Annotated in this window: 18 protein-coding genes; 7 read left to right on the top strand and 11 right to left on the bottom strand. The window is 33.1% G+C overall.

Features of this window, described 5'->3' with window-relative positions; all coding sequences use genetic code 11:
• Positions 1–47: 47 nt before the first annotated feature.
• The 4 genes from ACTS9J_RS02450 to ACTS9J_RS02435 form a co-directional block, all read right to left on the bottom strand.
• The gene (locus ACTS9J_RS02450; RefSeq protein WP_448352796.1) at positions 48–1,496 is read right to left on the bottom strand and encodes a TolC family protein; all 1,449 of its coding nucleotides are present in this window, start codon (positions 1,494–1,496) and stop codon (positions 48–50) included.
• Positions 1,489–4,656 (bottom strand): efflux RND transporter permease subunit, encoded by a 3,168-nt coding sequence (locus ACTS9J_RS02445; protein ID WP_448352795.1) that lies wholly within the window; start codon positions 4,654–4,656, stop codon positions 1,489–1,491. The genes ACTS9J_RS02450 and ACTS9J_RS02445 overlap by 8 nt, the downstream gene beginning before the upstream one ends.
• An 18-nt stretch (positions 4,657–4,674) precedes the next feature.
• Positions 4,675–5,757, bottom strand: a complete 1,083-nt coding sequence (locus tag ACTS9J_RS02440; RefSeq protein WP_219034048.1) for an efflux RND transporter periplasmic adaptor subunit — start codon at positions 5,755–5,757, stop codon at positions 4,675–4,677.
• 156 nt (positions 5,758–5,913) lie between these two features.
• The gene (locus ACTS9J_RS02435) at positions 5,914–6,315 is read right to left on the bottom strand and encodes a hypothetical protein (protein ID WP_286495288.1); all 402 of its coding nucleotides are present in this window, start codon (positions 6,313–6,315) and stop codon (positions 5,914–5,916) included.
• A gap of 174 nt (positions 6,316–6,489) precedes the next feature.
• On the opposite strand from ACTS9J_RS02435, the gene ACTS9J_RS02430 reads away from it, so the two are divergent.
• A complete protein-coding gene (locus ACTS9J_RS02430; protein ID WP_219034046.1) occupies positions 6,490–7,011 on the top strand; it encodes an acyl-CoA thioesterase in 522 nt (173 codons plus the stop codon).
• Positions 7,012–7,059: 48 nt separating this feature from the next.
• Here the strand turns inward: ACTS9J_RS02430 and ACTS9J_RS02425 are convergent, their stop codons facing one another.
• From ACTS9J_RS02425 to ACTS9J_RS02410, 4 genes are read right to left on the bottom strand one after another with little or no spacing between them, the layout of a single operon-like run.
• Positions 7,060–7,455, bottom strand: a complete 396-nt coding sequence (locus ACTS9J_RS02425; protein ID WP_038336752.1) for an acyl-CoA thioesterase — start codon at positions 7,453–7,455, stop codon at positions 7,060–7,062.
• A complete protein-coding gene (locus tag ACTS9J_RS02420) occupies positions 7,436–8,440 on the bottom strand; it encodes a Gfo/Idh/MocA family protein (protein WP_219034045.1) in 1,005 nt (334 codons plus the stop codon). The genes ACTS9J_RS02425 and ACTS9J_RS02420 overlap by 20 nt, the downstream gene beginning before the upstream one ends.
• Positions 8,441–8,445: 5 nt before the next feature.
• Positions 8,446–10,107 carry a DUF6909 family protein gene (locus ACTS9J_RS02415; protein ID WP_448352794.1) on the bottom strand — a complete coding sequence of 554 codons (1,662 nt, stop codon included), beginning with the start codon at positions 10,105–10,107 and terminating at the stop codon, positions 8,446–8,448.
• Positions 10,108–10,120: 13 nt separating this feature from the next.
• On the bottom strand, positions 10,121–10,699 hold the full coding sequence (locus ACTS9J_RS02410) for a DUF3109 family protein (RefSeq protein ID WP_219034044.1): 579 nt from the start codon (positions 10,697–10,699) through the stop codon (positions 10,121–10,123).
• Between the two features lie 71 nt (positions 10,700–10,770).
• Here ACTS9J_RS02410 and ACTS9J_RS02405 point away from each other — a divergent pair, with 71 nt between their 5' ends.
• The 4 genes from ACTS9J_RS02405 (at position 10,771) to rsmI (ending at position 14,079) form a co-directional block, all read left to right on the top strand.
• Entirely contained in the window at positions 10,771–12,507 is a 1,737-nt protein-coding gene (locus tag ACTS9J_RS02405; protein WP_291047966.1) for a 1-deoxy-D-xylulose-5-phosphate synthase, read from the top strand.
• Positions 12,507–12,788, top strand: coding sequence for a hypothetical protein (locus ACTS9J_RS02400; protein ID WP_219034042.1), 282 nt, complete (start codon positions 12,507–12,509; stop codon positions 12,786–12,788). The genes ACTS9J_RS02405 and ACTS9J_RS02400 overlap by 1 nt, the downstream gene beginning before the upstream one ends.
• Before the next feature lie 61 nt (positions 12,789–12,849).
• Positions 12,850–13,344, top strand: coding sequence for a DUF4252 domain-containing protein (locus ACTS9J_RS02395; protein WP_038336746.1), 495 nt, complete (start codon positions 12,850–12,852; stop codon positions 13,342–13,344).
• A 60-nt stretch (positions 13,345–13,404) separates the two neighbouring features.
• Positions 13,405–14,079 carry a 16S rRNA (cytidine(1402)-2'-O)-methyltransferase gene (gene rsmI / locus ACTS9J_RS02390; RefSeq protein ID WP_221854392.1) on the top strand — a complete coding sequence of 225 codons (675 nt, stop codon included), beginning with the start codon at positions 13,405–13,407 and terminating at the stop codon, positions 14,077–14,079.
• Here rsmI and recJ read toward each other — a convergent pair.
• The 3 genes from recJ to ACTS9J_RS02375 are packed head-to-tail and all read right to left on the bottom strand — an operon-like array spanning position 14,076 to position 17,256.
• Positions 14,076–15,776, bottom strand: a complete 1,701-nt coding sequence (gene recJ, locus ACTS9J_RS02385) for a single-stranded-DNA-specific exonuclease RecJ (RefSeq protein WP_221854393.1) — start codon at positions 15,774–15,776, stop codon at positions 14,076–14,078. The genes rsmI and recJ overlap by 4 nt on opposite strands.
• A 48-nt stretch (positions 15,777–15,824) precedes the next feature.
• Positions 15,825–16,574 carry a uroporphyrinogen-III synthase gene (locus tag ACTS9J_RS02380; protein ID WP_019974792.1) on the bottom strand — a complete coding sequence of 250 codons (750 nt, stop codon included), beginning with the start codon at positions 16,572–16,574 and terminating at the stop codon, positions 15,825–15,827.
• A 7-nt stretch (positions 16,575–16,581) separates the two neighbouring features.
• Complete coding sequence (locus ACTS9J_RS02375) at positions 16,582–17,256, bottom strand: DUF4271 domain-containing protein (RefSeq protein WP_448352793.1); 675 nt, start codon at positions 17,254–17,256, stop codon at positions 16,582–16,584.
• A 66-nt stretch (positions 17,257–17,322) separates the two neighbouring features.
• Here ACTS9J_RS02375 and ACTS9J_RS02370 point away from each other — a divergent pair, with 66 nt between their 5' ends.
• Positions 17,323–18,045 (top strand): polyprenol monophosphomannose synthase, encoded by a 723-nt coding sequence (locus tag ACTS9J_RS02370; RefSeq protein WP_114998203.1) that lies wholly within the window; start codon positions 17,323–17,325, stop codon positions 18,043–18,045.
• Positions 18,042–18,440, top strand: coding sequence for a DUF4296 domain-containing protein (locus ACTS9J_RS02365; protein WP_448352792.1), 399 nt, complete (start codon positions 18,042–18,044; stop codon positions 18,438–18,440). The genes ACTS9J_RS02370 and ACTS9J_RS02365 overlap by 4 nt, the downstream gene beginning before the upstream one ends.
• Positions 18,441–18,489 lie beyond the last annotated feature (49 nt).

Here is an 18,489-nt window from a genome sequence, read left to right as displayed (position 1 = left end):
AGCTGCCCAAAAGGCAGCTTATTTCTTTGTTAGAATGAATATGAAAACTACTTCCAGCCACCACCTAAACTTTTGTATATAGCGACAACTGTACTTAATTGTTTTTCTTTTGTTTCGATTAATTCCATTTTTGCATCCAATAAATCACGTTGAGTTGTTAACACTTCTAGATAATCTGCACGATTATTTTTGAACAACTGATTCGCAATATCAATAGATTCTACAAGTGCTTTCGCCTGTTTATCTTTGTACGAATAACTTTGTTCTAAGTTATTAATCTTCGACATTTGATTTGACACTTCTAAATAAGCATTTAAAATCGTTTTATCATATTCGTACAACGCTTGTATTTGATGAGCATTTGCTGTATTAAACTCCGCTTTTATCGCACTTTTATTGATTAAAGGCGCAGCTAATTCTCCAGCCAACGAATATAAAATAGACTCTGGCATTTTTACCAAATAAGATGGTTTGAACGCATTTAGTCCTAAAGCCGCAGAAATATTAAGTGACGGATAAAACTCTGCACGAGCCACTTTCACATCTAAAGCAGAAGCTTTTAACTCTAATTCTGCTTGTTTGATATCAGGACGATTTGATAATAATTCAGAAGGAATTCCTGCATGTACTGTTTGTGGAATCAAATCCATAAATGACGAACCATCACGTTTTATCTTTTGCGGATATCTTCCCAATAAAGCATTAATCCTATTCTCGGTTTCCGTAATATCTTGTTTAATATTAAACTCTTCGCTTTCTGATTTTAATAATTCTGCTTCAAATTTCTTCACCGCTAATTCAGTTTCACGCGCTGCTTCCTTTTGAATTTTAACTACACGAAGTGATTCTTTCTGTAACTCAATATTTCGATGAATTAACTCCAATTGACTATCTAAAGACAATAATTCATAATAAGACGATGCGATCTCTGAAATTAAATTTGTCAAAACAAAATTCTTTCCTTCTACCGTTGATAAATATCGCGCAATCGAAGCATCTTTCGAATTACGTAATTTTTTCCAAATATCAACTTCCCAATCAGCGCTCAATCCAATCGCATAATCCATCAAAGGATCAGGCATTTCTTTCCCGGGTTTTATCTCAGTCGAAGCATCACCAGCACCTTGACTTGTATAACGACCAACTTTCTCAACTCCAATTCCTGCATTTGCTGAAACATTTGGCGATAATTTTCCGTTTTTGTACAACACTTCATTTTTAGAAATCTCAATTTCTTGAAGTGTAATCATCAATTCTTGGTTATTTTTTAACGCTTCTTCAATCAAAACGACCAAATTTGGATCAGTAAAAAATTGTTTCCAAGGCGTCAACCCAGAACTTGGTGCATCATCATTTTGCACATTTTGATAAGCTTCTGGAATTTTTGGTGCTTGATGATTTTCAATCTCTTTGCTTACCGCAGGAGCTTTACAGCTCCAAATCATCGGTCCAAAAAGACTTATTGCAATTATATTTTTTAAACTATTTTTATTCATCTTCCGTGATTTCTTCTGTTAAAGGATTTTCATCTTCATATTTCACCAATTGCATTTTATCCGCCAAAGCGCCAAACGCAACATATAAACCGGGTACAATAAACAACCCGAAAATAGTTCCGAACAACATTCCGCCTGCAGCAGCAGTACCAATTGTTCTATTTCCTACTGCTCCCGGACCAGAAGCAATAACCAACGGAATAAGACCTGCAATAAACGCAAATGATGTCATCAAAATTGGACGGAAACGAACACCCGCACCTTCAATCGCTGATTTTACAATTGATAAACCTTCGTTATGTTTTTGTACTGCAAACTCAATAATCAACACCGCATTTTTACCGAGAAGTCCAATCAACATCACCATTGCAACTTGTGCATAAATATTATTTTCTAATCCTAATAATTTCAAGAAGAAAAATGCTCCGAAAATCCCTGTTGGTAGTGAAATGATAACTGGTAAAGGCAAAATAAAACTTTCGTATTGTGCTGCTAAAATCATGTAAACGAAAATTAAACAAATGGCGAAAATAATCACCGCTTCATTTCCACGAGAAACCTCATCTTTCGAGATTCCTGCCCAATCAATTCCAAAGCCGCGAGGCAATGTATTTTTAGCTACTTCATTAATCGCTGCAATCGCTTGTCCACTACTATAACCTGGTGCTGGCGTACCACTAATTTCTGCTGCATTATACATATTGTGACGCGTAATTTCTGATAATCCATATACTTTTTCAATTTTCATGAAAGCTGAATATGGAACCATTTCACCTTGATCATTTTTCACATACAATTTCAATAAATCTTCTGGTAACGCACGATATTCTGGCGAAGCTTGTACCATCACTTTATAAGGTCGGTCAAATTTGATGAAACTTGTTTCGTAATTAGAACCAACTAATGTTGATAAATTATCCATCGCATTTTCGATCGAAACTCCTTTTTGTTCGGCAATATCATTGTCAATTTTCAAGACATATTGAGGGAAAGAAGCACTATAAAATGTAAATACAGAACTCAATTCTGGACGACGAGTTAATTCTTTTACAAAATCACGGCTCACTTCTTCCATTTTATGATAATCTCCACTACCCGCTTTATCTAACAATCTCAACTCGAAACCTCCTGCAGCACCATATCCAGGAACAGATGGTGGTTGAAAATATTCGATATTTGCACCATTAATATTCCCAGTTTTTTCTTCTAATTCTTTGATGATTTCTTCAGCAGATTTAGAACGTTCGTCCCAACTTTTCAAGTTAATCAAACAAGTTCCAGAGTTTGCTCCTGTTCCTTCTGTCAAAATCTCATAACCAGCCAAAGATGAAACTGATGAAACGCCATCAATTCCTTCCGCTATTTTTTGTAATTTTTGAGAAACTTCATTTGTTCTTTCTAACGTAGAACCTGGAGGTGTTTGAATAATCGCATAAAACATTCCTTGATCTTCGTTTGGAATAAATCCAGAAGGCAAACTATTATTCAAAAAGAAAACTCCAGCGCAAAATGCAAGTAAAATTCCGAATGTAACAGTTCGTTTGTTAACTGTTTTGGTTAAAACTTTTTCGTATTTAAAAGAACCTTTGTTGAACAAATTATTAAACTTCAACAAAAATTTATTTAGCATCGTTTTCTTTCTTGGTTGATTATGATTATTTTTCAAAATCATTGCACACAAAGCTGGTGTAAGCGTTAAGGCAACAATTCCTGATAAAATAATTGATGTTGCCATCGTAATCGAAAATTGACGATAAAAAATTCCAACTGGACCAGACATAAACGCAACTGGAATAAAAACAGCTGCCATTACAAATGTGATTGCTATAATTGCTCCACTAATTTCGCGCATCGCTTCTTCCGTCGCTCGTAAAGGCGAGAGATTTTTCTCTTCCATCTTGGCGTGGACAGCCTCTATCACCACAATCGCATCATCGACGACAACTCCAATCGCCATAACTAAGGCAAATAATGAAATCAAGTTTAATGTAATTCCAAAGAAACTCATTAACGCAAAAGTTCCGACCAAAGAAACAGGAACCGCCAACGCAGGAATCAATGTAGAACGCCAGTCACCTAAGAATAAAAACACAACAATCCCAACTAAAACGAAAGCTTCAAAAAGTGTATGTACCACTTTTTCCATTGAAGCATCTAAGAATTTCGAAACGTCATATGAAATCTCGTAATCCATTCCTTTTGGTAAATTATTCTCTTTAAGATCAGCCATTAATGCTTTGATATTTTTAATCACTTCACTCGCATTACTTCCGTACGATTGTTTTATCACAATTGCGGCAGAAGGTTTTCCGTTCAATGTTGAGTAAATATCATACATCGAACTTCCGAATTCTATATCAGCAACATCTTTTAAACGTAAGATTTCTCCATCAGGATTTGCTCTTAAAATGATGTTTCCATATTGTTCTTTTGTGTTATATCGACCTGAATATTTTAATACATATTCAAAAGCTTCTGAACGTTTTCCAGAACTTTCCCCTGTTTTCCCTGGCGAAGCTTCAATACTTTGTTCATCCAACGCTTTCATCACATCATCCGCAGAAATATTATAGGCTTGCATTCTATCTGGTTTTAACCAAACACGCATTGCATATTCTCGGTTTCCTAAAATATCTGCATCTCCAACTCCATTAATACGTTTCAACTCAGATAAAATATTGATATCTGCATAATTATATAAAAATTGTTGGTCAGCTTTTGGATCGTTACTGTACAAGTTAATGTACATCAACATGTTTGATTCTTCGCGTGTAATTTTCACTCCTTCGCGAACTACTAAAGGCGGAAGTTTATTGACAACCGAAGAAACACGGTTTTGCACATTTACAGCTGCAATATTGGGATCAGTTCCTAAATCAAATATCACTTGAATAGACGCTTCACCGTCATTCCCAGCATCAGATGTAATATATTTCATTCCTGGAACACCATTTAGCGCACGTTCTAATGGAATTACCACCGATTTGATTAATAATTCATTATTTGCACCCGGATATTCCGCTGTAATATTCACCTTTGGTGGCGAAATTGAAGGGAACTGCGTTACGGGTAATTTGACTAATGATAGAATTCCTAAGAAAACTATAATCAACGAAATGACAATCGATAGAACGGGTCTTCGAATAAATTTATCAAACATAACTTTGAATTTTTTAGATTAGTTTGATTTTAATTTCAACGATGAAAGAACTTTTCTTGGTGCAATAAATTTCGTTTTGATTTTATCATCATCTTTCACTTTCTGAACACCCTCTAACAAAATATTATCTTTCTCCGAAAGTCCGCTTTCTACCACATAAACATCAGGCATTTCTAGACCAATCGTGATATTTCTCGATTTGACAACACCATTTTTATCTACTACAAAAACATAGGTTTTATCTTGAATTTCGTAGGTTGCTTTTTGTGGAATTAATAAAGCATCATGTAACGGAACTGTCATTTTTACTTTCCCTGTTTCACCATTTCTTAACAGATGATTTGGATTTGCAAAACGTGCACGAAACGCAATATTTCCTGTTTCGTTGTTAAATTCTCCTTCTATCGTTTCTACCAAACCTTTTTCTGGTAAAGGTTTATTATTCGCCATAATCAACGAAACTTGTTTATTCGCTCTATCTTGAATATTTGTTTGATAATCTAAATATTCAGGTTCAGAAACGTTGAAATAAGCAAACATTGATGAGTTATCAGATAAATTTGTTAATAACATTCCTTCGTCAATCAAGCTTCCCAATTTCATAGGAATTCTATCAATAACACCAGAAAATGGTGCACGAATATCTGTAAATGATAAATGTAATTGAGCCAATTGCATTTCTGCTTTCGATTTTTCTAATCGTGCTTGCGCAATGGCTTTTTCGTTCTTAGAAACGACATTATTATCAGCCAAAGTTGCTGAATTTTGTAATTCAATTTGTGCCTCTTTTACCTCAGCTTTCGATTTTAAATATTCGGCTTGATACATCGAAGGCATAATGCGAAACAACAATTGACCAGCTTGTACATGTTGACCTTCATCCACAAAAACTTTTTGCAAATAACCTTTTTCTTGCGCACGAATTTCGATGTTTCGTACCGATTGAATTTGGGCTACATAATCCTTATCTACAATCGTATCCATTTTGATTGGCGTTGTGATTGGATAATCTTTCACTTCTTCTTTTTCCTGTTTTTTTGATGAACAACTTGTTGTCAACAATACAGTACTTAGAGCTACAAATAATGCGACTCTTTTCATAATTCTTCTAACTATTAAATGTAAAATTTGATGAAATGGATTTCTTGGCAGAAGTAGTTTTACCAAAAAATATTACATACAAAAATTGGTTAACATTCAGCTATTCATGAACTGAACACTAATTTTTGGTGTAATTTTAAAAATTTAAGAAATCAATCAAATTCTGATTGTACGTAACAAAATGTACTTACAACTCGAAAATTTGATGGTTTTATTGTAGAAGATGTGCTTCTTTCTTAAACCTTGAATCATAAAGTTTAAAACCAGAACAACACTTAATAGTTTGATACAAGTTTCTAAATCGATTTTGTTTGATGTCTGAAAATCATCATCAATCGTTTCGATACTTGGATTAAATTCTTGAAATTGATTTGAATTTGAAGTTTTAGAAAATTTAGTTTCAACAATTTTACTTGCGTGATAAATATGTGTATTATCGTTAACAACTGTCTGCGAAGTTAAATTTCCTTGAAAATGTTGAGTACCCGCAAACACTTTAGTTTCCGCAAAAAATAGCAGAAATAAAGCAGACAGCAAGTATGTGATAAACATTTTCATAATTCTGTTCAAATGTAAGACTTGAAATAATACAATAATCTATATTAACATTTTTTAACTATAAAATTTTATTGATTTAATAAAAAACTCAATTACAAATACTTAACACAACGATAATAACTGTTTCAAAACTCGAATATTTTGTTGAAATTTGCACCCAACAAACAAAAGTTTATGGCGAAAGCAAAAACAGCAAAAGAGTCGTTAGCAGTAATGACAAACTTGGTTTTACCGAATGAAACCAACAACTTAGGAAACATGTTCGGAGGCGAATTATTGGCTTCTATGGACAGAATTTCTTCTATTTCTGCGAAAATGCATGGTGGAAGTTTTTTGGTTGTAACAGCAAGTGTCAATCACGTTGCGTTTAACATTCCGATTCCGATGGGAAGTACAGTGAAGTTAGAATCTAAAGTAACTCGCGCATTCAAATCATCGATGGAAGTGTATGTTGATGTCTATGTTTACGATTACGAAAATTGTGTTTATAACCAAACAAATAGCGGTATTTATACATTTGTAGCCGTTGATAATGATAATAAACCTGTTCAAGTCCCTGAATTAATTCCAGAATCTGAACAAGAAATCGAGCGTTATGAAGCTGCTTTGCGTCGTAAACAATTAAGTTTGATTTTGGCTGGCAGAATGAATCCTGCTGATGCACACGAATTAAAATCGTTGTTTATTACAGAATAAAATAAAAAAGTCGAAACAATGTTTCGACTTTTTTATTGATATAATTTTTTAACCTTTTCCAGCTAAACGATCCACCACATATTCTATTTGTGTTTTCCCGTGTGGTTTTGGTTTTCCTTCTGCATCTAAATTTACCATCGTAATTCGATCGACTGTAATAATGGTTTCATGCGTCATTTTGTTACGTACTTCGCATTGTAAAACCAATGAAGTTGTTCCAAATTTCACCACTTCAATTCCAATTTCTACAATATCACCTTCACGAGCCGAAGCCATAAAGTTGATTTCCGACATATATTTGGTCACAACATGCGAATTTTCTAATTGCACAATGCTATACAACGCCGCTTCTTCATCAATCCAAGCCAAAAGCTTTCCTCCAAAAAGTGTTTTGTTTGGGTTAAGATCTTCTGGTTTTACCCATTTACGAGTGTGAAATTTCATAGTTTTCTATTTTAAGTTCTTGCTTATTTTCTGTTGCCAAATGATTCGCATCCGAAATAAACTTGACTAAATTTACAGCATATTTTCCATCTAACAAAGATTCATTATGACGGATTAACGCGTCAGAAATTTCGGCAATGGCGTTAGGATGAAAATTCTTTTGTTCAGTAGAAATTTTGTTTGAACAACACACATTTTTTAAATCAGAATAAATCATTTGATTAAGATATTGATCTCCAATCTTTATTGTTCCTTTTTCAGCAATAAGCGTGATATTACTTTCGAAATTTTTATTGAAAACTGACGTTGTATAAATCATATGTCCGATTGCTCCATCGGCAGTAAAATCAACACAACCCGAATCATCAAATTCTGTCACTTCTTGATGCGTAAAATTGAAACTTTTTGAATTTGTACAAATTACCTCATCAAACCAAAAATTCATGATATCAACAAAATGCGAAAATTGAGTAAATAAAACACCTCCATCCATTTCTTGGTTTCCGTGCCATTCACGCAACTTGTAATAATTCTTGTTACGATTCCAATAGCAATTAATATTCACCATGAAAATTTTCCCTAATGAATTATTATCTATCAAATTCTTTACATATTGCACAACTGGAGAAAAACGAAGCTGCATCGACGTAAAAACTCTAAGTTTCTTTTCGTCAGCAACTTTCAGTATTTCAGTAATATCTTCTACAGTTAATGCAATTGGTTTTTCAATCAAAACATTTTTTCCCGCTTTTAAACAACGAATCGCATGTTCGCGGTGCAAACCATTTGGCGTAGCAATCACAACAACATCAGTTTCTTGATCTTCGTTCAGAAAACTTTCAAGTGTTGAATAACCTTTGAAAGGTAAATCTTCTGGTAAATTGAAATCAATCACCGAAATTAATTGCGCATTTTCCGTTTCTTCTATCGCTTGTTGATGTACACGTCCAATATGACCGTAGCCTAAAATGGAAAAATTCTTCATTGAATTTATTTAATAATTTTTTCTAATATCTTTTGTGTGATTAGATAAGTTGGTTTTACACCTGTTAATCCTAAACCTCCAGAAGCCAATGTACTTCCTGTTTCTAACGGATTATCAGAAGCGTAATAAGCATACATTACTTTAACATCTTTATCAATGTGATGTCTAATTTTTGACGCAACCTGAATCGCTTTTTGATAATGCGCACCTTCCATTTCTAATCCAATCGCTTGGAAAGACGAATTTTTGAAATACTCTAAAACGTCTTTATTTTGTAATGATGTTCCTAAAACCGAAATCATTGGTCCTTCGTAAACACCTAAACCTTGTCCTTCGAAATCTGCAGCGGTTAATTCGTTATCAAAAACATAATTATCTGTTGTTCCTTCGAAAACGTGTGCTGTCGCAATCATTATATCACCTTTTATTCCTTCAAGAATACCAGCTTTACCCATAATCGCAACAGATTTTACATTCATTTTGAATTTTACATCTCCTACTTTGTATGGTTTCAACAACTCATCCATCGCCTCAAATGCTTGCTCACCAAAGGCATAATCCATTACAATAATCACCTCATTGTTCTTATCTTTTGCATAAGAAAACGCAGAATTGGCAATGTTTACTTTAGATAAATCAATAATCTGAACATCGATATTTGTTCCTGATTGATCTTTGATGTAAACTAAACCATTTTGTTGAGTGTATTCATTTAACGAATCACGCAACATTTTGTTGTTTGCCGCACTCAAATCTTCGTAAATTTCTACACCATCATTTTTGTATTTTCTTTTTAATCCATCATAGGCATACAACATGTTAGACACACTATGCATATTAGCAGAAATAATGTGAATGTTTTTATCTTGAAGATTATTTTCGAATAATACACGTTTGATTTCATTCGCCCATTTTTCTCCAATCATATGATGACCAATCGATTCACGTAAAGTTGACGTAAATGTAATTTCACGTTTCTTTGTTCCGATACGATCTTGTTGGCTAGTATAGCCCATCCAATAAACTACACGGAAAAAATAATCTTTGTCGTCTTCTTTACTGAAATAATGATGAATTTCTTGTGTTTCTTCAAATGTTCTTCCTAAAATCGTCGATAAATGCATCAAAGCAACTTCGCGTTCTTTTCGAGAAATTTCAACTTCATTAAATGCAACATTTTCGATAAATTCCCACGCTCTACTTTTAGAAAGTGTTTCGTTACTAAATGCTCTATTTCTGATTTTATCCGCTTCGTTATATAAAAACGTTAAGTGCGTTAACACATCATAAATGTCAGAACGACCGCGAGAAATTTCGATATTCATCTGGTCATCATCAATTCTATAACAAAAACGACGACGTTTTGCAGGAATAATTGGTGTAAAAATAGAACGATCATAGCCTTCGTCAGATGTAAAAGACACATATGGCGTTTCTACAATTCCTTCTGGTAAACGATCTAAAACATACATTAATCCACTTAATTCTACTTTGTTTGGATCTGTCATTGATCCGTAGATTTCAGGATTAATTTCGAATAATAAATTTCTTAATATTTTTCCAGGTGCACCAGATGGACGGTACACTCCTCTATGAAATAAATGACGCATAGAGATATATAATCTTTCAATAGCGTCAGTAGATCTTCTTGCTCTTGTTATTGACATAATAATTTTTTTTTTACTTTTTTTGGTTGTTTAATTCTTGTTGAATGTCCATTAATTCATCGTACCATTCTTGTCCAAATTTTCGGACCAACGAATCTTTTGCAAATGTTGCAACATTCACTTTCAATTCTTTTCCTAAGGTACAAGCATCTGAGCAGATATCCCATACATCATAGTTCACAGAAGTGAAATTTGAATATTCCTTAACACGAACTGGATACAAATGACAAGAAATTGGTTTTTTATAATCGACCTTTCCGTCTTCGTATGCTTTTTCAATACCGCATTTTGAAAAACCATTTTCTTCGAAAACTAAATAGGCGCATTCGCGATTATTGACTAATGGAGTTACCCAATCACCGTCAGTATCCATTGTGTATTTACCTTCTTGCTCAATCACCGCAATTCCTTCGGGACGCAAATAAGGTTTTACATCTTCATAAATATCGTCTAATACAGTTAGTTCGTCATCATTCAAAGGCGCTCCTGCGTCACCTTCTACACAACAAATCCCTTTACATTTGTTAAGATTACAAACAAAATCTTCATTTAGTAGTTCTTCAGATACAAGGGTTTTTCCTATTTGGAACATGTTACATTAAATTTTGTAACATGCAAAGGTACGGAAAATTCCTCAGAAAAATGTAATTTTGTAAAAGAATAATGGATAATCTACTTTCAAAAATCAATCATCCTAAGGAACTTAGGACTTTTGAAGCGTCTCAATTAACTGCTTTAGCTCACGAGATGCGCGAGTTTATTTTGGATACTTTGAGTGTAAAACCAGGACATTTAGGTGCTAGTTTGGGTGTGATTGAATTAACGATTGCATTACATTATCACTACAATACACCTAAAGATTTGTTGATTTGGGATGTAGGTCATCAATGTTATCCACATAAAATTTTGACTGGTCGTCAACAAATTTTCGATTCTCTTCGTCAGAAAGATGGTATTTCTGGTTTTCCAACGCGTACAGAAAGTGAGTTTGATACATTTGGAACGGGACATTCTTCTACATCTATTTCAGCAATTGTTGGGATGGCAACAGCAGATAAAATCAATCAAATCAATAGAAAACATATTGCAATTATTGGTGACGCATCAATTACTTCTGGAATGAGTTTAGAAGCATTGAATCACCTTGGATCGACAGATTTGGATGTTTTAGTGATTTTGAATGATAATGATATCGGAATTGATCCTTCGGTTGGTGGTTTGAAAAAACATTTTAAATCATTAGAAAATCAATCCGAAAATATCTTTACCAATTTTGGTTTAAATTTCATCGGAACAATTGATGGGCACAACTTTGATGAATTACTGAATGCTTTCAATAAAGCTGATTCAATCAGAGGTCCAAAAGTTTTACACATCAAAACAACAAAAGGAAAAGGTTACGAACAAGCCGAAATCGATCAAGTAAAATGGCATGCTCCTGGTTTGTTCGATAAAGAAACGGGTGAAATAAAATCGAAGAAAAAAGAAAAATCGTATCAAGATGTTTTTGGAAAAACCATGCATCAATTACTTGAAAATAATTCACAAATTGTAGCCATAACGCCTGCTATGTTAACAGGAAGCAATTTAGTAAAATGTCATCAAGATTTCCCAAAACGAGTTTTTGATGTCGGAATTACAGAACAACATGCGGTAACGTTTGCAGCTGGTCTGGCGACGCAAAACACCATTCCGTATTGTATGATTTATTCGACATTTTTACAACGTGCCTACGACCAAGTGATACACGATGTAGCGTTACAGAATCTACCAGTTGTGTTTTGTATTGATCGTGCAGGATTCGTTGGTACAGATGGCGCAACGCATCATGGTTATTTTGATATAGCATATTTACGCGAAATTCCAAATATGATTGTGTCTTCGCCTCGAAACGAAAAAGATTTCAAAAATCTATTGTATACAGCACAGTTTACAACTCGTCCTTTTGCAATTCGTTATCCAAAAAATAATATCCAAACAAGTAATTCTAAAGTCGAAAAAATAGAAATCGGTAAATCTGAAATTATTTTTGAAGGAAATCAATTAGCAATTCTTTCGACTGGATTGATTAGTTCTCGAATCGAAGAAATTATCATCCAAAATCATCTTCAAGATAAAGTTGCTTTGATTGATTTTCCTTTTATCAAACCTTTAGATGAATCTCGTTTAAAAGCTATTTCGTTGAAATATTCTACCATACTAACTTTTGAAGATGGGATTAAAAAAGGAGGTTTTGGAAGTGGAATTTTAGAGTTTCTGAATTCAATACATTACAAAGGAAATATTACAATCAACGGTTATCCAGACGAATTTATCGAACACGCTTCGATTACCGAATTAGAAGAAATCGTTGGTTTGGATGATGAATCAATTTTGGAAATGATAAAAAGTTATTTGTAATGGAAAATGAGTATTTAGAAAAAGCTTTAGTTGGTTTTTTATTAGGTCTAGGAATGTTAATATTTATATCTCCTTTCTATTATCCATATTATAAAAATAAAAAATCGAAACCTAAATTTGGAATTGATTATGCAGTAAAAAGAGAAAATAAATTAGACCATTTAAAAGACGGTTTTAAAGTTTTAGCTTATAATCGATTAATAGGTGGAATTATAATAGGATTTTTCCTGATAATTTCTTCAATTGTCTATTTGGTTTTAGGAATTATTGAATATTTTTAAACTTAATAATTTTCGGTACGAGAGTTGTAATAGCTTTTTCTAATTTATAAACACAACAACAATGAAAAAAATAATCGGTTTATCTTTTATAGCAGTATTGTTAACATTGCAATCTTGCGGTACAACAAGCAACATGCAAGAATTCTACAAAAAATATGATAATCAATCTACTGTAATTCCTTTACCTTCTTTTGCGTTGAAATTAGCTGGAAAAGCTGGTGGAACAGATTTATTTAATTATTTAAAATCGGCTAAAGTTTTTGTTGTTTCAGATGCTGGACAAGGAAAGCAAAAAAGAATCATGAATGATTTGCAGTCATCTATGCGTGGTGAAAAATATGAGAACTTAGTAAAATTCAAAGCGAAAGACAGCCGTTTGAACATTTCATTACAAGAAGATGGCGGACGAGTTAAGAAAATGATTTTTGGAATTAACGGTTTACGAAATGTATTGGTTATCGATTCGAAATTAGATATTCCTAGAACAGATTTAGACAAAATTTTGGACAAAGTTTCGGCTGAAGATATTGCAGATTTAGCAGATATTTTGAAATAATATAGGAAGCCAGCTAATTTGCTGGCTTTTTCTTTTGAAATTACTTTGTAACTTTGTCGCATGAGTGGAAAATTATATTTGGTTCCGACGCCAATCGGAAATTTGGGAGATATGACATTTAGAGCGGTTGATGTGCTAAAAGAATCGGATGTGATTTTGGCAGAAGACACGCGAAATAGTGGTATTTTACTGAAACATTTCGAAATTTCTACTCCAATGCGTAGCTACCATATGCACAATGAGCATCAAGCAACTGAAGATATTATTCGTCAGCTAAAAGATGGTCAAATCATTTCGATTATTACTGATGCCGGAACTCCAGGTATTTCTGATCCAGGTTATTTATTAGCAAAAGAATGTGTAGCAAATAATATCGTAATCGAATGTTTACCAGGTGCAACCGCTTTTGTTCCTGCATTAGTTGTTTCTGGATTACCAAATAATGAATTTACTTTTGTTGGATTTTTACCTGTGAAAAAAGGTCGAAAATCGAAATTAGATTCATTAGTAGAAGAAAAGAAAACGATGATTTTCTACGAATCTCCACATAAAATTGGACGCACATTAAAAGATTTAGCCGAAGCTTTTGGAGCTGAACGCAAAGCAAGTTTATCACGCGAAATCTCGAAAAAATTTGAAGAAACTTTACGCGGAACATTAACTGAATTAGCCGAAATAGCTGAAAAAAGAAATTTAAAAGGTGAAATGGTTTTGGTTATAGAAGGACATCATTAATCGTTGAAGCGAATATCTTTGATATTCAATTGCCAAGTTCCTTTTCCTTGCCAATAATTCATTCCGATTGTGTAAACCATATCAAACGATTGTCCTTTCTCTAATTTTGGTCCAAATTTCCCTAATTTGAAACCAATTGCAGGAAACGTAATACGTGTATCTCGCTGATGTACGTACAAACGCGCGTGTTCTTTACCAACTAATCGGAAATCCGTTGCTAATAAATCCTTCGAAATAAAAACAGGATTCATATTATCTGGTCCAAAAGGCGCCATTCGCATCACCGATTCCAAGAAAGAACGTGTCATATCCTTAAAAGAAATCTCTTTATCGATCAAAATTGATGGCGTAAAATGTTTTCCATTCGACATTTCTTTCACTGTTTGATCAAATCTAATCTTGAATTCTTCAAAGTTTTCTTCTTTCATTGCCAAACCAGCAGCAGCCATATGTCCACCAAACTGTGTTAACAAATCTTTGTTTTTTTCGATTGCCGAATGTATGTCAAACTCTTGAATAGAGCGAGCCGAACATACAATTTCGCCTTCATTATTCTTCGTGCAAACAATGGTTGGTTTATAATACAAATCGACCAAACGAGAAGCAACAATTCCGATTACTCCTTTATTCCAAGAAGCATCGTAAACAATGGTCGAATATTTTTCTTTGGTATTAATTTGATCCAGTTGAAAAAGTGCATCATGTGTCATATCAAGATCCAAGGTTTTGCGTTCATTATTTAATGAATTTATATCATTCAAATATTTACGGCAATCCTCTTCATCTGTACTCAACATAAAACGAACCGCTTCCGAACCGTGTTTTATACGACCTGCAGCATTAATTTTTGGCGCAATAGAAAAAACAACATTCGAAATATTGACATTATTTTTAATATTAGTCGGAATTAATTGCTGAAAAGCTAAACGAGGTTCTGAATTTAATCGTTTCAAACCAGCAAAAGCCAATACACGATTTTCTCCTGTAATCGGAACAATATCAGCCGCAATACTTACTGCAACTAAATCTAAAAGAGATAAAAGATTTTCTTTCGGAAGATTAAATTTCTCGGTATAAGCTTGTACCAATTTAAACCCAACGCCACAACCGCTCAAATCTTTGTAAGGATAGCGACAACCTTTTTGTTTCGGATCTAAAACAGCGTACGCTTTTGGCACAGAACGATCTGGTAAATGGTGATCACAAATAATATAATCTATGCCTTTTGATTGTGCATATTTTATTTCTTCGTGTGCTTTAATCCCACAGTCTAAAGCAATAACAAGTGAAATATTATTTTGTACAGCGAATTCTATACTTTGTTGAGAGATTCCATAACCTTCATTATTTCGGTCTGGAATATAAAAAAAGACTTTCGAGTAGATAGAAGTCAGAAATTCGTAAAACAAAGTTACAGCTGTCGTTCCATCTACATCGTAGTCTCCAAATATTAAGATATTTTCTTCATCATCAATTGCATTTTTGATACGTGAAACCGCATCAGACATTCCTTTCATCAAAAAAGGATCATGCAATTCGTCTAAGGATGGATTAAAATACGATTTGGCTTGAGCAAAATTCGTAATTCCACGTTGGACTAATAAAATAGCAAGCACCTCAGATATGTTAAGCGATTCTCTTAAATCCTTAACAACTTCAGTATTGGGCTGTTCTTTTATTTCCCATCTTTTTTCCATCTCTTTAATTTACATATTTTTTAATTAGAGAGAAGGGTAAAGCGAATATTATTTTGATTTATTTGCTTCTTTCACGTATTTATCTAACGCCATTGTCATTGAAGGCGTTTGTGGTGTTGGCACCTCAATGTCTACACGTAATCCCATCTCTTTTGCTTGATCTACTGTCGATTTTCCGAAAACGGCAATTCTTGTATTTTCTTGCACGAAATCTGGGAAATTTTCAAATAATGATTTGATTCCTGAAGGTGTAAAGAATACTAAAATATCGTATTTTACATCAGACAAATCAGATAAATCACTCGATACAGTTCTAAACAAAGTTGCTTTTTGCCAAGTTAATCCTAAACTATCTAATAAAGTAGGAACATTTGGTTTTAAAACATCAGATGCTGGTAATAAGAAGTTTTCGTCTTTGTGCTTTTTAAATAAAGGCACCATATCCGCAAAAACTTTTTCTCCAATATAAATTTTACGTTTTCTGTAAACAATGTATTTCTGTAAATAGAATGCAATTGCTTCTGATTCGCAAAAATATTTCATAGAGTCAGGAACAGTAAAGCGCATTTCTTCTGCTAAACGAAAAAAATGATCAATAGCGTTTCTACTTGTAAAAATTACAGCAGTCACTTTGCTAAAGTCAATTTTTTGTTGTCTTACTTCTTTAGCGTCTATTCCGACAACTTGGATAAATGGTCTAAAATCAATTTTGATTTTATTTCTTTTTTCAATCTCGTAGTATGGCGAGTTTTCTGCCTGAGGCTTAGGTTGAGATACTAATATTGATTTAACTTTCATAGTAATTTTAGATTACTTTACCTACAATTAATAGTTTTGCTAATACCATTATAGGTAAAATTTCTAGGGTGCAAAGGTACAAAATATTATAATACCAAACTGATTTATTGTCACTTATTTGTTTTGCATATATATGATAAATTTCGAATATTCTATTCAAAAACAACAAAATAAAGCCAATCACCATCAAGTAATCTTTGTTAATTTGTGTGTAAAAAAACAAAAAACAAATAATAAGTAAGAGTAAAACATTTTTTGCATTAACAAAACTCGAACTTTTCATAAAATATGAAACAGAACTAGATTCGTAGAAAACACGATAAAAAATTACCTCAATCATCAACCTAAAGAGCATAATCAAACTGATTAAACCAAAGGTAATTCCGACACGTGAAAGATAATAAAACTTAAAATTTGGAATATGATTATAATTGATATCAAAATAAGAAACCAACAACAAACTTATCAGCAAAACCGTCACACCATTAACAATAAAACTAAATAACGTCGTATTATCATCCGTAAAACTCATGTATTCGGTTTTATTATCTAGCGTTTTGAAATTTTTCGCAAACAAGTATTTTGCTGCACAAACCAATAACAAACACACCGTCAAAGCAATAAGAACAGTATCATTGCCAAGTGTATTTTTTCCTATCGAGATTAAATCGTTTGTTTTCATAATTTTTTCAAAAATACAAAAGACTAACAATCTTATAACTATCTTTATGCCCACAAAATAATATTTATGTCGGACAAATTAGTTATTATCCCGACCTACAACGAAAAAGAAAACATAGAAGCCATTATTCGTGCAGCTTTGGCTGTTGACGGAGCATTTGATGTGCTTATTGTTGACGACAGTTCTCCTGACGGAACGAATGATATTGTAAAACGTTTGATTCCTGAATTTAATGGACGTTTGCATTTAGAAATTCGTACCACAAAAGATGGTTTAGGACGCGCTTATGTACATGGATTTAAGTGGGCTTTGGCAAATAATTACGAATATATTTTCGAAATGGATGCAGATTTTTCACATAATCCAAATGATTTACCTCGCTTATACCAAGCATTAGCAGATGGTGCCGACTTAGCAATTGGTTCTCGCTATTCTAATGGTGTAAATGTTGTGAATTGGCCAATGAATAGAGTTTTATTGTCTTATTTTGCATCGAAATATGTGAGCATCATCACTCGACTACCTGTTCATGATGCCACAGCAGGGTTTGTTGGTTATAGAGCAAACGTGTTGAAATCTTTGGATTTGGATAAAATACAATTCAAAGGTTATGGTTTTCAGATTGAAATGAAGTATAAAACGTGGATTAAGAAGTTTAAGCTAAAAGAAGTTCCGATTATTTTTACGGACAGAACTTTAGGCGAATCAAAAATTAGTTCTGATATTATTGGAGAAGCCGTTTTTGGTGTAATTTCGTTACGATTAAGAAAAATATTTGGTAAATTATGAAAAACTTGATCTTTCTATCACTGATTTTTTTGAGTATTTTTAGTTGTGCACCAAAAAATTACGACAAACCAAAAGATCTCATCAATCAATCTGAAATGATTGATATTCTTACAGATTTATACATTAGTCAACAAGGTTTACAAATGTTCCCTACTCAAAACCAAGATCAAAGTATAGATTTAGCAAAAGATGCCGTAGATATTATGAAAAGTTATGATATCACGTTTCATCAGTTTTCGGAGAGCTACAAATATTATATGATGCAGCCCGAAAAATTCAAAGAAATGCTGAATGATGTGAAAAAAAATCTTGAAGATAAATTATCTGACGAAGAAAAAGAGCGTCAAAAAAATCAAAAGAATAGCTTAAATAATACTATAGAAGCAGAAAAATAACAAGAAAACCTTAAGTGAATCACTTGAGTTTTTTTTTGTTTACTATATT

The organism is Empedobacter sp. ULE_I140 (assembly GCF_053482575.1).
This window is presented reverse-complemented; position numbering and strand designations above follow the sequence as displayed.

What these genes read in the sequence shown, in the direction of transcription:
- ACTS9J_RS02365 (WP_448352792.1), top strand. Translation starts at nt 18,042, where the DNA reads ATGAAAAACTTGATCTTTCTATCACTGATTTTTTTGAGTATTTTTAGT.
- ACTS9J_RS02415 (WP_448352794.1), bottom strand. Translation starts at nt 10,107, where the DNA reads ATGTCAATAACAAGAGCAAGAAGATCTACTGACGCTATTGAAAGATTA.
- ACTS9J_RS02405 (WP_291047966.1), top strand. Translation starts at nt 10,771, where the DNA reads ATGGATAATCTACTTTCAAAAATCAATCATCCTAAGGAACTTAGGACT.
- ACTS9J_RS02430 (WP_219034046.1), top strand. Translation starts at nt 6,490, where the DNA reads ATGGCGAAAGCAAAAACAGCAAAAGAGTCGTTAGCAGTAATGACAAAC.
- rsmI (WP_221854392.1), top strand. Translation starts at nt 13,405, where the DNA reads ATGAGTGGAAAATTATATTTGGTTCCGACGCCAATCGGAAATTTGGGA.
- ACTS9J_RS02400 (WP_219034042.1), top strand. Translation starts at nt 12,507, where the DNA reads ATGGAAAATGAGTATTTAGAAAAAGCTTTAGTTGGTTTTTTATTAGGT.
- ACTS9J_RS02420 (WP_219034045.1), bottom strand. Translation starts at nt 8,440, where the DNA reads ATGAAGAATTTTTCCATTTTAGGCTACGGTCATATTGGACGTGTACAT.
- ACTS9J_RS02380 (WP_019974792.1), bottom strand. Translation starts at nt 16,574, where the DNA reads ATGAAAGTTAAATCAATATTAGTATCTCAACCTAAGCCTCAGGCAGAA.
- ACTS9J_RS02450 (WP_448352796.1), bottom strand. Translation starts at nt 1,496, where the DNA reads ATGAATAAAAATAGTTTAAAAAATATAATTGCAATAAGTCTTTTTGGA.
- ACTS9J_RS02440 (WP_219034048.1), bottom strand. Translation starts at nt 5,757, where the DNA reads ATGAAAAGAGTCGCATTATTTGTAGCTCTAAGTACTGTATTGTTGACA.
- ACTS9J_RS02435 (WP_286495288.1), bottom strand. Translation starts at nt 6,315, where the DNA reads ATGAAAATGTTTATCACATACTTGCTGTCTGCTTTATTTCTGCTATTT.
- ACTS9J_RS02445 (WP_448352795.1), bottom strand. Translation starts at nt 4,656, where the DNA reads ATGTTTGATAAATTTATTCGAAGACCCGTTCTATCGATTGTCATTTCG.
- ACTS9J_RS02395 (WP_038336746.1), top strand. Translation starts at nt 12,850, where the DNA reads ATGAAAAAAATAATCGGTTTATCTTTTATAGCAGTATTGTTAACATTG.
- ACTS9J_RS02410 (WP_219034044.1), bottom strand. Translation starts at nt 10,699, where the DNA reads ATGTTCCAAATAGGAAAAACCCTTGTATCTGAAGAACTACTAAATGAA.
- ACTS9J_RS02370 (WP_114998203.1), top strand. Translation starts at nt 17,323, where the DNA reads ATGTCGGACAAATTAGTTATTATCCCGACCTACAACGAAAAAGAAAAC.
- ACTS9J_RS02375 (WP_448352793.1), bottom strand. Translation starts at nt 17,256, where the DNA reads ATGAAAACAAACGATTTAATCTCGATAGGAAAAAATACACTTGGCAAT.
- recJ (WP_221854393.1), bottom strand. Translation starts at nt 15,776, where the DNA reads ATGGAAAAAAGATGGGAAATAAAAGAACAGCCCAATACTGAAGTTGTT.
- ACTS9J_RS02425 (WP_038336752.1), bottom strand. Translation starts at nt 7,455, where the DNA reads ATGAAATTTCACACTCGTAAATGGGTAAAACCAGAAGATCTTAACCCA.